The organism is Streptomyces sp. NPDC101110, assembly GCF_044759525.1.
Classification (GTDB): domain Bacteria; phylum Actinomycetota; class Actinomycetes; order Streptomycetales; family Streptomycetaceae; genus Streptomyces.
The window spans coordinates 110,469-123,142 of record NZ_JBIVZM010000007.1 but is presented as its reverse complement, the minus strand read 5'-3'; the positions used below and the strand labels follow the sequence as shown (position 1 = coordinate 123,142).

The window sequence follows — 12,674 nt, the reverse complement described above, 5'->3', positions numbered from 1 at the left end:
CCCGCTGTCGTGCACACTCACGCCATGGACCTCCTGATCCGCCCCGTGGAACCCACCGAATACGACGAACTCGGCACCCTCACCGCCCAGGCCTACCTTCGGGACGGCCTCCTCGACTTCGGCGAGGGCGACCAGTACCTGCGCGTGCTGCGGGACGTCGCCGGGCGGGCGGCCTTCGCGGAGGTCCTGGCCGCGCTCAGGGACGGCCGCGTGCTCGGGGGCGTCACGTTCGTCCCGTCCGGCGGCCCCATGGCCGACATAGCCGGCCCCGGCGAGGCCGAGATCCGCATGCTCGCCGTCTCGCACGCGGCCCGCGGGCAGGGAGTCGGCGAGGCCCTCGTGCGCTCATGCGTCGACCGGGCGCGCGCCACCCCGGGCTGCCGGAGCGTCGTGCTGTCGACCCAGCGCACCATGCACGCGGCCCACCGCATCTACGAACGGCTGGGTTTCACTCGCACACCCGAGCGTGACTGGAACCCTCTCCCGGAGCTGGTGGACATCACTCTTCTCACCTATGAGTTGACGCTCTGAAACCAGTACGACACAACATCTGGGGGTGCCGTCCGAACCCGGCACAAGATGTATGCTCATGCTCGCTGTCGCCGCAGGGGAATCCGGTGCGAATCCGGAACTGTCCCGCAACGGTGTACTTGTGCATGTCCGTTCCCGGAACCCTCGTGTTCCGGGTGCCGCCCTGCACAGGGGTCAGTCCGAGGACCTGCCGACAGCGCACCCGGCCACCCGGCCGGTGTGCCCTGACGTCCGGGCCTCGTGGAGTGGGCCGGTGGACGCGACGCCGCGTGCGCTCGTGTGCTGCCCCCTGCCCTTGACGAGGCCCCCGTGCCGAGCGAGGGAGAGCCCCACGTGACCATCGCGCCAGCCGAGCCGGTCTCAGCCGAAGAAGAGCACGACGCCCCTGGTGCCGCGCTGCTGCGGACCCTGAGCGAGCTGACCGCCGACCTCCCCGACGCCGACCCCGACCGGGTCGCCGCCGCCGCGCTGCGCGGCCGGTCCGCGCAGGCGGACGAGCGGGAGTTGCGGGAACTGGCGACGGAGGCCGCGGCCGGTCTGATCTCGGAGGATCCCGCCTACTCCCGGCTGGCCGCCCGGCTGCTGACCATCAGCATCCGTGAGGAGGCCGCCTCGCAGGGCGTCACGTCCTTCACCGAGTCCGTCGCGGTCGGCCATCGCGAGGGGCTCATCGCCGACCGCACCGCCGAGTTCGTGCGTGTCCACGCCGCCCGTCTCGACGCGCTGATCGACGGTGCGGCCGACGACCGCTTCGGCTACTTCGGCCTGCGCACCCTGCACAGCCGCTACCTGCTGCGCCACCCGCACACCCGCAAGGTCGTCGAGACGCCCCAGCACTTCATGCTGCGGGTGGCGTGCGGCCTCGCCGAGGACGACACCACCCGCGCGCTGGACGAGGTCGCGGCCCTCTACCGGCTCATGAGCCGCCTCGACTACCTCCCCTCCTCCCCCACGCTGTTCAACTCCGGCACCCGGCACCCCCAGATGTCGTCCTGCTACCTCCTGGACTCCCCGCAGGACGAACTGGACTCCATCTACGGCCGGTACCACCAGGTGGCCCGGCTGTCGAAGCACGCCGGCGGTATCGGCATCGCCTACTCCCGGGTCCGCGCCCGCGGTTCGCTGATCCGCGGCACCAACGGGCACTCCAACGGCATCGTCCCGTTCCTGAAGACCCTGGACGCCTCGGTCGCCGCCGTGAACCAGGGCGGCCGGCGCAAGGGCGCCGCCGCGGTCTATCTGGAGACCTGGCACGCCGACGTCGAGGAGTTCCTGGAGCTGCGCGACAACACCGGCGAGGACGCCCGTCGCACGCACAACCTGAACCTCGCGCACTGGGTGCCCGACGAGTTCATGCGGCGCGTGAACGCCGACGCGCAGTGGTCGCTGTTCTCCCCCTCGGACGTGCCGGAGCTGGTCGACCTGTGGGGTGAGGAGTTCGACGCCGCGTACCGGGCGGCCGAGGCGCAGGGCCTCGCGAAGAAGACCCTGCCCGCCCGCGAACTGTACGGCCGCATGATGCGCACCCTCGCGCAGACCGGCAACGGCTGGATGACCTTCAAGGACGCCGCCAACCGCACCGCCAACCAGACGGCCGAGCCCGGCCACGTCGTGCACTCCTCCAACCTCTGCACGGAGATCCTGGAGGTCACCGACGACGGGGAGACGGCGGTCTGCAACCTGGGCTCGGTGAACCTCGGCGCGTTCGTGACCGGTGGGGACATCGACTGGGAGCGGCTGGACGAGACCGTCCGCACGGCCGTGACGTTCCTCGACCGGGTCGTGGACATCAACTTCTATCCGACCGAGCAGGCGGGTCGCTCCAACGCCCGCTGGCGCCCGGTCGGCCTCGGCGCGATGGGCCTCCAGGACGTCTTCTTCAAGCTGCGCCTGCCCTTCGACTCACCTGAGGCCAAGGCCCTGTCCACCCGCATCGCCGAGCGGATCATGCTCGCCGCGTACGAGGCCTCCGCCGACCTGGCCGAGCGCAACGGCCCGCTGCCGGCCTGGGAGAAGACCCGTACGGCCCGGGGCGTACTGCACCCCGACCACTACGACGCGGAGCTGACCTGGCCTGAGCGCTGGGCGGCGCTGCGCGAGCGCGTCGCCACGACCGGCATGCGCAACTCGCTGCTCCTCGCCATCGCGCCCACGGCCACCATCGCCTCCATCGCGGGCGTGTACGAGTGCATCGAGCCGCAGGTGTCCAACCTGTTCAAGCGCGAGACGCTGTCGGGCGAGTTCCTCCAGGTCAACTCCTACCTGGTGGACGAGCTGAAGCGGCTCGGCGTGTGGGACGCCCGCTCCCGGGAGGCCCTGCGCGAGGCCAATGGCTCGGTGCAGGACTTCGCCTGGATCCCGGAGGACGTGCGCGCCCTCTACCGCACGGCGTGGGAGATCCCGCAGCGCGGCCTGATCGACATGGCGGCGGCCAGGACGCCGTTCCTGGACCAGTCCCAGTCCCTGAACCTGTTCCTGGAGACGCCGACCATCGGCAAGCTCTCCTCGATGTACGCCTACGCCTGGAAGTCCGGGCTGAAGACCACGTACTACCTGCGCTCGCGCCCGGCGACCCGCATCGCCCGCGCCGCCCGGGCCACCGTGCCCGTGCAGGCCACCCCCGACCCCGAAGCGGTCGCCTGCTCCCTGGAAAACCCCGAGTCCTGCGAGGCCTGCCAGTAATGCCCAGCAACCAGAACCTTCTCGACCCCGGCTTCGAGCTCACCCTGCGCCCCATGCGCTACCCGGACTTCTACGAGCGCTACCGGGACGCCATCAAGAACACCTGGACCGTGGAGGAGGTCGACCTCCACTCCGACGTCGCCGACCTCGCCAAGCTCTCCCCCGCGGAGCAGCACCTCATCGGCCGGCTGGTCGCCTTCTTCGCGACGGGTGACTCGATCGTCGCGAACAACCTGGTGCTGACGCTGTACAAGCACATCAACTCCCCCGAGGCGCGGCTGTACCTGAGCCGTCAGCTCTTCGAGGAGGCCGTGCACGTCCAGTTCTATCTGACGCTGCTCGACACCTACCTGCCCGACCCGGAGGACCGCGCGGCGGCCTTCGCGGCCGTGGAGAACATCCCGTCCATCCGCGAGAAGGCCGGGTTCTGCTTCAAGTGGATCAACGAGGTCGAGAAGCTGGAGCGCCTGGAGTCCCAGGCGGACCGCCGCCGCTTCCTGCTCAACCTGATCTGCTTCGCCGCGTGCATCGAGGGTCTGTTCTTCTACGGCGCCTTCGCGTACGTCTACTGGTTCCGCAGCCGCGGCCTGCTGCACGGTCTGGCGACCGGCACCAACTGGGTGTTCCGCGACGAGACGATGCACATGTCCTTCGCGTTCGACGTGGTCGACACCGTCCGCAAGGAGGAGCCGGAGCTCTTCGACGACCGGCTCCAGCAGGAGGTGACGGACATGCTCCGGGAGGCCGTCGAGGCCGAGCTGCAGTTCGCGCGCGACCTGTGCGGTGACGGTCTCCCGGGCATGAACACCGAGTCGATGCGGCAGTACCTGGAGTGCGTGGCGGACCAGCGGCTGACCCGCCTCGGCTTCGCTCCGGTGTACGGCTCCGAGAACCCCTTCTCCTTCATGGAGCTCCAGGGGGTTCAGGAGCTGACCAACTTCTTCGAGCGGCGGCCCTCGGCGTACCAGGTGGCGGTGGAGGGCACCGTCGACCTGGACGAGGACTTCTGAGCCGGCACCTCCTCGCGGGCCTCCTGGGCCTCCCGGATCTGACGGTCGATGCGCCTCTCGCGCACCAGGCCGATCACGGACGGGAGGATCAGGAGGACCAGGATCCCGAAGGTGGCGGTCAGTCCGATCAGTGCTTCTACCTGGTTGCTGTTCATGACACCACTGTCGCGCTGATTACTCCTTACCGTCAGTGGCAGTACTGCCGTAGACCCTCGAATTACTGCCAACGGCGAGGCATACTGGACGCATGCTGCAGAACGTGGCCGTCGCCCTCCTCGACGGCGTGAACCCCTTCGAACTGGGTGTGGTGTGCGAAGTCTTCGGCACCGACCGGAGCGACGAGGGCCTGCCGGTGTACGACTTCGCCGTCGCCTCGGCCGAGGGCCCGGTGCTCCGGATGAACTCGGGCTTCTCGCTCCACGCCGAGCACGGTCTGGAGCGGCTGGAGACGGCCGACCTGATCGCCGTACCGGCCGGGCACAGCTACGCCTCCCGGGACTTCCCGCCGGAGCTGCTGGACGCCCTGCGGCGCGCGGTCGACCGCGGCGCCCGGGTGCTGAGCGTCTGCTCCGGCGTCTTCGTGCTGGCCGCTGCCGGGCTGCTGGACGGGCGCCGCTGCGCCACTCACTGGAAGCACGCCGAGGACCTCGCCCGCCTGTACCCGCGCGTGGTCGTCGAGCCGGACGTGCTCTATGTCGACGAGGACCCCGTGATCACCTCCGCCGGCACGGCCGCCGGCATCGACGCCTGCCTGCACCTGGTGCGAAAGGAGCAGGGCACCGAGGTCGCCAACAAGATCGCCCGGCGGATGGTGGTGCCGCCGCACCGTGACGGCGGCCAGGCCCAGTACATCGAGCGTCCGCTGCCACTCCCCGAGGCCGACACGATCGGTGAGGTGCTGGCGTGGATGGAGCGGCACCTGGACGAGGAGGTCACGGTCGAGCAGCTGGCCGCCCGCGCCCACATGTCCCCGCGGACCTTCGCCCGCCGCTTCCAGCAGGAGACGGGCACGACTCCCTACCGCTGGGTGCTGCGCCAGCGCGTGCTGCTGGCCCAGCGGCTGCTGGAGGCGACGGACGAGACCATGGACGCGATCGCCGGCCGAACGGGGTTCGGCAACGCGGCCACCCTGCGCCACCACTTCGTCCGGGTGATCGGGACCACCCCGAACGCCTACCGGCGGACGTTCAGGGGACCGGAAGCGGCCTGAAGCGCGTACCGGTCACCGCGCCACCGGCCGCACCCGCAGGTCGTGCGGCCGCAGTGTGATCCCCACTCTCGTGGCGTCCTTCGACCCCGCGACCTGCTCGAAGCGGTACTTGGTGGCCAGCGCCGCCGTGATCAGCGTCAGCTGGGCCATCGAGAAGTGATCGCTGGGGCACTTGCGGTTGCCGACGCTGAAGGGGCTCATGGCGTGCTTCGGAACGTTCTTGACCCGCTCCGGAAGCCAGCGGTCGGGGTCGAACTCCAGGTTCCGCTCGTACGACTTCGGGTCACGCTGGATCGCGTAGGGGCTGTAGATGATGTCCGCCCCGGACGGAATACGGTATCCACCGAGTTCCGTGTCGCGTACCGCCCGGCGCGTCAGAATCCAGACGGCGGGGCTCAAACGCATGGACTCCACTACGACGTTATTGGTGTGCGTGAGTCCTCGGACGTCCGCGAATGCCACCGGCCTCCCACCGGTGACGGCTCGCACTTCGTCGCGTACCCGGTCGGCATGTTCGGGGTGTTCCGAGAGCATATGCAACAGCCACATGATCGTGGAGGCGATGGTTTCGCTGCCGGGGGTGAGGATCGCGACGACCTGATCATGGATCTCCTGTTCCCCGATCGGTTCGCCATTATCGTCCTTCGCCTCGAGCAATGCCGTCAGCAAATCGTCCGGCTTTTGACCGGATGCCCGGCGCTCGGCGATGATCTCGTCGACCACGAGATGCAAATCGGCCAATGCCCGGTTGAATTTCCGGTTGGCCGGGAGCGGCAGGTTGTAGAGCGGTCCGAGCGGGACCACCATCCGCCGGTACATCCCCCGGAAGACGGTGGCCAGGGCGACGCACAGCCGTTCCGCCCGCTCGTCCATGTAGTCGCCGCGCAACAGGCAGCGGGCCGCGACACGGACGGCCACCCGGAACGACTCGGAGGTGCAGTCGATCGTCTCGCCGGGCTTCCAGCGCTCGGTGAGCGCGTGGGCCTCCTCCTCCATGATCGGGCCGTAGGCGGGGATGGCGTCGAGCCGGAAGGCGGGCTGGATGGTGCGCCGCTGGCGCCGGTGCAGCGGGCCGTTCGCCGTGGCCACTCCCTCCTTGCCGAGCAGGCCCTCCAGGGACTCCCACAGCGGCCCGGCGATGATGAAGTCGTTGCTCAGCGCCAGGGCACCGGTCAGGTCCGGGGTGGTGACCGCGTACACCGTCTTCGGGCCGAGCCCCAGCCGCACGACCTCGCCGTCGTCACGCAGCCGGGACATGAACGCCAGCGGGTCGCGTGCCAGCTTCCAGCCGTGCCCGAGGACCGGAACGGCACCGCCCGCCCGGGGCGGTTCCCGCAGCTCCACGGCCGGCGGGGTATCGGGCTTCACGGACTCGATGGTCATTTCTCACCTGCCGCTTCGTTGTTGACGTACGGGGGCGTGGACCGGTCGTCCCAGCTGTCGACCATGTACCGGCCGGACTCGTGATGGAACCAGTAGACGGAACTGAACCAGTTCCGCATATTGCCCAGACAGCTCCGCACGGCGGCGCTCAGTTCCTTTCCCCGCACGGTGCCGTCGGCGAGGACGTCGGCGAACCGTAAGGCTTCCTGCTCGACCTCGATGAAATCGGTGATGCATTTCTCGACACGGCGCCGGACTTCCACGACCGCCTGTTCGAGGGTCAGCCCCTCATGGGTGATGAGACTGATTCCGAGATTGTGCACCTCGTCACCCGCTATTTCCTTGGGGAGCGAGCACAAGTCGTTGTACCAGGCGGCGAACTCCTGACTCAGCAGAGCAGCCCGCCGATATGCCCGGTGCTTTCGCACGGCATCGGGGAGTTCGCAGCCGGCGGTCGGCTCCAGCAGGTCCGTCCATATCCAGTGCGCGAACGTGAGCCGCCGCAGCCGAAGGTATTCCTCGACCGTCGGGACGATCCCCTCGGTGCGATTGCGGAACTCCCGGTCGTAGGCGTCGATCACCGCATGGAAGTGCCGGGCGAACCGGAGGTTCCACGTCTGGGGCAGGAACGCGTACAGCCGCTGCACACTGTCCGCGAACCCGGCGACCAGTGGGTCCTCGTGGTGCAGGTGCTCCCCGGGGGAGTCGAGGGCCGAGTGCAGCCGGTCCCGCAGCAGCCGCCAGGCCACCGGACGGCCGTGCACGATGTCGCGGTCGTGACGGTCGTCCCAGACGAAGAACCAGGCACTGTAATCGGCGATCGCCTGCATGACCTCGTCCGGGCTGTCTATGTAGTACCCGGCCATGAGGTCGGTGTAGCAAAGGCCGTCGGCATATTCCTCCACCTTGTCCGCAGGCATGAGCCGCTTTTCGAGCAGCCAGGCCCGGGTCTTCTCCTGGCACTTCGGCCAATACGGGTGGAGCCGACGGGGAAACGCCGCCTCGATCACCGGGAGAGAGAGCGACGGTGGAACTGCGATCCTGTCCGGTGTCGATGTGGTGCCGTGTGACAAAGCATGCACGAACTAACCCCTCTCAGCCGCCAGTTGGCGCGGGCGCCCCTCCCTTCGTGCCGGGCGTGCGCCGTTGCATACCCCGCTCATCCCATTCAGCACTACAACTGACCGTTCTGGGAACGCATTTGCTTCATTCACCACCCCACACTCCCGGTATCTCCCGTTGTGTGACTTCCCGTGGATCACCAGGAGAGCGGAAGCGATCGAACGTGCGACGGACAGACGAACGGCACAGGCGCGCGGCGCCTGTTCAGGGTGGGAAACCCGAACAGACGCCGCGCGCCTGATGAGGATGAGGTGTCAGTCGTTGGCCACGACCGGGTAGCGGGGCTCGTTCTCGGCCATCTGCCGCAGCGCGTCCTTGCGCTCGCGCTTGGAGAGCCGGTCGATGTACAGGTAGCCGTACAGGTGGTCCGTCTCGTGCTGCAAACAACGAGCAAAGTACCCGGTGCCGCGCACCTTGATCGGGTTGCCCTTCTCGTCCTGTCCGGTCACCTCGGCGTAGTCGGGCCGGGCGAGCGGCGCGTACGCGGTGGGCACCGAGAGGCAGCCCTCGTTGCTGTCGTCCAGGCGCCGCTTGTCGGCGGGCAGTTCGACGAGCTTGGGGTTGCAGACGACGCCGGTGTGCCGGACGCCCTCGTCGTCCGGGCAGTCGTAGACGAAGACCTTCGCGTCGACACCGATCTGGTTGGCGGCGAGGCCCACGCCCTCGGCGGTGCGCTGGCTGGCGAACATGTCGGCGACGAGCTGCTGGAACTCCTCGCCGAAGTCGGTGACGTCCTTGCACTCCTTGTGCAGCACCGGGTTCCCGACCACGGTGATCGGCCGCGAGGTACCGCGCTCCCGCCAGGCCGCCTCGCGCTCCTCGCAGTCCTCCGTGTCGATCACGTAACCCTCGTCATCGACGGGGAGCACGCCCGCACGCTGCTGATCGGTGTCCTGCTGAGCCATGACGTCTTGTACGCCTTCCTGAAACTGACCGGGCTGAGATGCGGATACAGCCTACGCCGGTGGCGCGCGCCCCGTTTTGTCCTGGGGCGCGGGGAACGGCACGAACAGCCACGACGCAGCCGCTTCCGACGACGGCGCTAACAGACCTCTTCCAAATCCCGCCAGTCCCGGGAATCCGGGCTGTCGGCAACCCACCCGTCCAGCAGCCCCCTCACCAGCGAAGCCGGCGCAGCCAGCCCGCACTCCCGCTCGGGAACCCACAGCTGCCCGTCCGTCCGGTGCCCCAGCGGCCCGGGGTGCCCCGGCTCACTGTGGTCGTGGGGGTCGAGATGCTCCCCGTCGCCCTCGTCGGACGGCATCCGTGACTCCGAGCACATCCGGCACAGCAGCCGCACGGAGGAGGACCAGTCCTCCGCCGCGAACCCGGCGTCCGCGGCCAGCTGCTCCAGCGCGTCCCGGTCCGACTCGGTCGCCGCCTCCAGCAGCACCACCCACGTCGGCACGGGCGAGGGCGCCCACAGCTCGATCTCGTCGAACACCGGGTAGGTGTGCCCGGCGGCGGTGGTCCGCTCCCCGTGCGGCACACCGTCGTGCAGGACGACCTCGCCCCAGCGCCGCCCCGACGACGGCAGCGGAATGGACAGCACCTCGATCCGCGCGGGATCCAGCCGCCGTCCCCACACGACCTCGGCCTCCCCCTCCGGGGACAGCCGTACGGCCGCGCTGCCGAGGTCCATGCCGAGGGGCTCACCGGAGTCGTTGGCCGCTCCCGGCACCCGTAGCCCGTACGCCTGCCAGGCGCGCCGGGCCAGCGGCCAGTCCTGGAGCGCGGTGGCGGCGATGCCGACGTTCCACCAGTCGGGCGCACCGGTGTCCCGGTCGAGCAGCGCCACGGCCCGCAGGCCCGCCGCCCGCGCCTGCTCCCAGTCGTGCCGGAACTTGTGCAGCAGCGCGAGATTGAACCAGGACTCGGAAAGCCAGGGCTCCAGATCGGCGGCACGTGTCAACAGTGCGCCTGCGTCCTCGTACCGGCCGTCGCCGATGAGGGTGAACGCCCGGTCCGTGGCCTGCCGCCAGGAGGCGGAGGGCCGGTGCCGTCCCTTGCCGAAGATCCTCACGATTCCCGCCTGCCAGTTCCGTGCGGTGGGCTGGCCGTAGCTGTGTTTCGAGCCCCCGGACACCTTCTCCTTCGCATCCAACCACGTACGGCCTCGAGGGCGCTCATTACCCATGGGTTACCCAGCCACGGGCAGCGTCAGACTGCTCCTTGCCAGTACCCGGGCCAGTGATTCCACCACCTCCGGGGCGTACGTCCCGGCGGTGGCGAGCCGGAGTTCCTCCAGCGCCGTCAGCGGCCCGCCGGGCCCTCCTTCCCTGGACTTCTCCTCGTACGCGTTCACGGCCCGGACGATTCGCGCGGCGAGCGGCTGCTCGGGGTACGGGTCGGCCTGCCGCTCCACGACCACGGCCACCGCCTCGTCGACGCCCGTCTGCCGTACGACGGCCCCGCCGAGCAGGGCGATGCGCCGCTGCTCGGCGGCGGGCAGGGCGGCGGTGGCGCCCGCGGGCACCGGGTCGACGAGGCTCAGCTGCCCGATGTCGTGCATCAGCGCGGCGTACTCCAGCACGGCGAGTTCGGGCCCGGTCAGCCCCAGGTCACGCCCCACCGCCCTGCTGACCGCCGCGACCCGCCGGGCGTGGCCGCAGGGGGTGCAGCCGGCGACCTCGGTCGCCCGGGCGAGGGAGGCGATGGTCTGCCGGTAGGTCGACCGGACGGCGGCGTACCGGCGGAACGACAACTGGGCGAGCAGCAGCGGCACGGAGAAGACGGGCAGCGCCCACAGGCCCACGACGGCGACCGCGAGGGCCATCACCGCCCCGGTCGCGATGACGGCGGATCCGATGCCGCGCACGGCCCGCAGTTCGTCGCGCAGCACCGGCCCGAAGGGCCACCCGGTGCGGGTGTGGGCCAGCGCGGCGGCGAGCACCGCGTCGCACAGCGCGGTCAGGGACAGCAGCGCGAGCAGCAGCAGGGCGTAGGCGGGGCCGCCCCAGTCGTCGAACATGCCCCGGTTGTACGGGGGCTGGAAGCACACGGCGACGAATCCGGCGGTGAGCACGCGGCGCGCGAGGTGGTCGAGGGTCGGCCCCTGCCCGCGTGCGACGTGCGGGACGCTGGCGAGCAGTGAGGCGGCCACCACGACGGAGACGACCTGGGCGGGTCCGTGGTGGGTGGCGTGCCCGCCGGCCTCTCCGAGCAGGGCGTACGACAGGGCCGCCGCGGCGCCGAGCGGCGCCGGTTCCCTGACCCGGGCACCGTTGCGCCGGGTGAGCTCGCCGACGGCGACGAGGAGACCGAAGGCGAGGGCGACCCGGCGCTCCTCGAGGCCGTGGTCGAGGGTGACGGCCAGGGATCCGGCGGCGAAGAGGGCGGCACAGGCATGGACGAGGGTGAGGAGCGACGGCCGGTACGCGCTCATCGGTGTGCTCCCGGGCGGCCGGCGAGGGGCGCCCCGGGCGGCGGTACGCGCGACGGGCGGGTCTCCTCGTCGTCGGCGGTCACCGCGGGGTGCCATCCCGTCCGCCCGACGGCGTCGACCAGCGCGGCGACCATCACCGGGTCGAACTGGCTGCCCGCGCACCGCTCCAGCTCCGCCAGGGCGACGGCGACGGGCCGTGCCCTGCTGTAACTGCGGGTGGAGGTCATGGCGTCGAAGGCGTCCGCGACCGCCACGACCCGTGCGGACTCGGGGATCTGACAGCCCACCAGGCCGTAGGGGTAGCCGCTGCCGTCGAGCCGCTCGTGGTGGTGCAGCACCGCGGCCCGGGCCTCGCCGAGGAAGCCGATGCCGCGCACCATCTCGTGCCCGTACTCGGGGTGCAGTTCGATCACCCGCCGCTCCTCGGGTGTCAGCGGGCCGTCCTTCCTGAGCAGCCGGGTGGGCACGCCCAGCTTGCCGACGTCGTGCAGGATGCCGGCGAAGCGGAGCACCTCGACGCGCTCGTCGGCCATGCCCAGCTCGCGCGCGATCATCATCGAGGCCTGCCCGACGCGCTCGCTGTGCCCACGGGTGTACCCGTCCTTGATGTCGACGGCCTGCACCAGGGCCCGGATGGTCGCCTGGTGGGCGGCGCGTTCGCGGTGGTACTGGGCGAACGCCCACCACGAGACACACATGGGCAGCAGGACGAGCAGCGCTGCGACGGGCCCGTAGGGACTGCGCCACAGGACGGCCATCATCAGACCGGCGAGGCCGTGCACGGCGATCGGCGCGAGCGAGCGTTCCACCAGTCCCCGCCAGGCCCGCCGTACCGGCACCCGCTCCGCCAGGGCCAGGATGCCGCCGTCGAGCAGCGCGAGCACCAGGCAGAACGCCAAGACGGCCGCTCCGGCGGGTCCGAGCGCGTAGGGGAAGTCGCCCGCGGCGACTGCCTCCCGCCCGCCGAGCAGCGAGTGCGCCTGCGCCGCCGCCCATACCGCGAGGACGAGCTGGGCGGTCCGCCACAGTCGCCGCGGCGCCACGGGCCGTCGCGCGACGTGCGAGAGCAGTGCGCCGGGCACGGCCACCAGCGCGGCGGCGGGCGCGGGGAGAAGGAAGGCACCGGCGAGCAGCACGGGGTAGAACGTCCCGGCCGGGTGGGAGATCCCGGCGAACCGGGACCGGGCGACCCGTTCGCATCCTGCGTACAGCACGGCGAGCAGTGCGACCGCCCACCAGGGCGTGCGGACACCCGGCTGCGGCAGCAGGCAGGGCAGTGCGGCCGTGGCAGCACAGGCGATGTAGACACGTGCCCGTGCCGGTACCGCTTCCATGAGCCCCTCCCCCGGCC

Annotated in this window: 11 protein-coding genes and 1 riboswitch; of the genes, 4 read left to right on the top strand and 7 right to left on the bottom strand. The window is 70.4% G+C overall.

What is annotated here, in order from left to right:
* Positions 1–24: 24 nt before the first annotated feature.
* The 3 genes from ACIQU3_RS18485 (at position 25) to ACIQU3_RS18475 (ending at position 4,223) form a co-directional block, all read left to right on the top strand.
* Positions 25–531 carry a GNAT family N-acetyltransferase gene (locus ACIQU3_RS18485; protein WP_403926313.1) on the top strand — a complete coding sequence of 169 codons (507 nt, stop codon included), beginning with the start codon at positions 25–27 and terminating at the stop codon, positions 529–531.
* Between the two features lie 6 nt (positions 532–537).
* Positions 538–741, top strand: a riboswitch (cobalamin riboswitch).
* Between the two features lie 123 nt (positions 742–864).
* Entirely contained in the window at positions 865–3,213 is a 2,349-nt protein-coding gene (locus ACIQU3_RS18480; RefSeq protein WP_403926310.1) for a ribonucleoside-diphosphate reductase subunit alpha, read from the top strand.
* Positions 3,213–4,223 carry a ribonucleotide-diphosphate reductase subunit beta gene (locus ACIQU3_RS18475; protein ID WP_366713906.1) on the top strand — a complete coding sequence of 337 codons (1,011 nt, stop codon included), beginning with the start codon at positions 3,213–3,215 and terminating at the stop codon, positions 4,221–4,223. The genes ACIQU3_RS18480 and ACIQU3_RS18475 overlap by 1 nt, the downstream gene beginning before the upstream one ends.
* Here the strand turns inward: ACIQU3_RS18475 and ACIQU3_RS18470 are convergent.
* Positions 4,136–4,378 carry a hypothetical protein gene (locus tag ACIQU3_RS18470; RefSeq protein WP_199825691.1) on the bottom strand — a complete coding sequence of 81 codons (243 nt, stop codon included), beginning with the start codon at positions 4,376–4,378 and terminating at the stop codon, positions 4,136–4,138. The two genes, ACIQU3_RS18475 and ACIQU3_RS18470, sit on opposite strands and share 88 nt — an antisense overlap.
* Before the next feature lie 92 nt (positions 4,379–4,470).
* Between ACIQU3_RS18470 and ACIQU3_RS18465 the strand changes: the two genes are divergently transcribed.
* Positions 4,471–5,433, top strand: a complete 963-nt coding sequence (locus tag ACIQU3_RS18465; protein WP_366713907.1) for a helix-turn-helix domain-containing protein — start codon at positions 4,471–4,473, stop codon at positions 5,431–5,433.
* Positions 5,434–5,445: 12 nt separating this feature from the next.
* Here the strand turns inward: ACIQU3_RS18465 and ACIQU3_RS18460 are convergent, their stop codons facing one another.
* The 6 genes from ACIQU3_RS18460 to ACIQU3_RS18435 all read right to left on the bottom strand — a co-directional run bounded on the left by ACIQU3_RS18460 (position 5,446) and on the right by ACIQU3_RS18435 (position 12,657).
* Entirely contained in the window at positions 5,446–6,816 is a 1,371-nt protein-coding gene (locus tag ACIQU3_RS18460; RefSeq protein WP_403740623.1) for a cytochrome P450, read from the bottom strand.
* Positions 6,813–7,898, bottom strand: a complete 1,086-nt coding sequence (cyc1, locus tag ACIQU3_RS18455; RefSeq protein WP_403740620.1) for an epi-isozizaene synthase — start codon at positions 7,896–7,898, stop codon at positions 6,813–6,815. The genes ACIQU3_RS18460 and cyc1 overlap by 4 nt, the downstream gene beginning before the upstream one ends.
* Before the next feature lie 294 nt (positions 7,899–8,192).
* Positions 8,193–8,843 (bottom strand): peptide deformylase, encoded by a 651-nt coding sequence (gene def / locus ACIQU3_RS18450; protein WP_221755865.1) that lies wholly within the window; start codon positions 8,841–8,843, stop codon positions 8,193–8,195.
* Between the two features lie 137 nt (positions 8,844–8,980).
* Positions 8,981–9,961, bottom strand: a complete 981-nt coding sequence (locus ACIQU3_RS18445) for a hypothetical protein (protein ID WP_053672437.1) — start codon at positions 9,959–9,961, stop codon at positions 8,981–8,983.
* Positions 9,962–10,078: 117 nt separating this feature from the next.
* Positions 10,079–11,323: an HD domain-containing protein gene (locus ACIQU3_RS18440; RefSeq protein WP_403926307.1), complete on the bottom strand. Its 1,245-nt coding sequence runs from the start codon at positions 11,321–11,323 to the stop codon at positions 10,079–10,081.
* The gene (locus ACIQU3_RS18435; protein ID WP_403926304.1) at positions 11,320–12,657 is read right to left on the bottom strand and encodes an HD-GYP domain-containing protein; all 1,338 of its coding nucleotides are present in this window, start codon (positions 12,655–12,657) and stop codon (positions 11,320–11,322) included. Before ACIQU3_RS18435 ends, ACIQU3_RS18440 begins: the two co-directional genes overlap by 4 nt.
* Between the last annotated feature and the right edge of the window lie 17 nt (positions 12,658–12,674).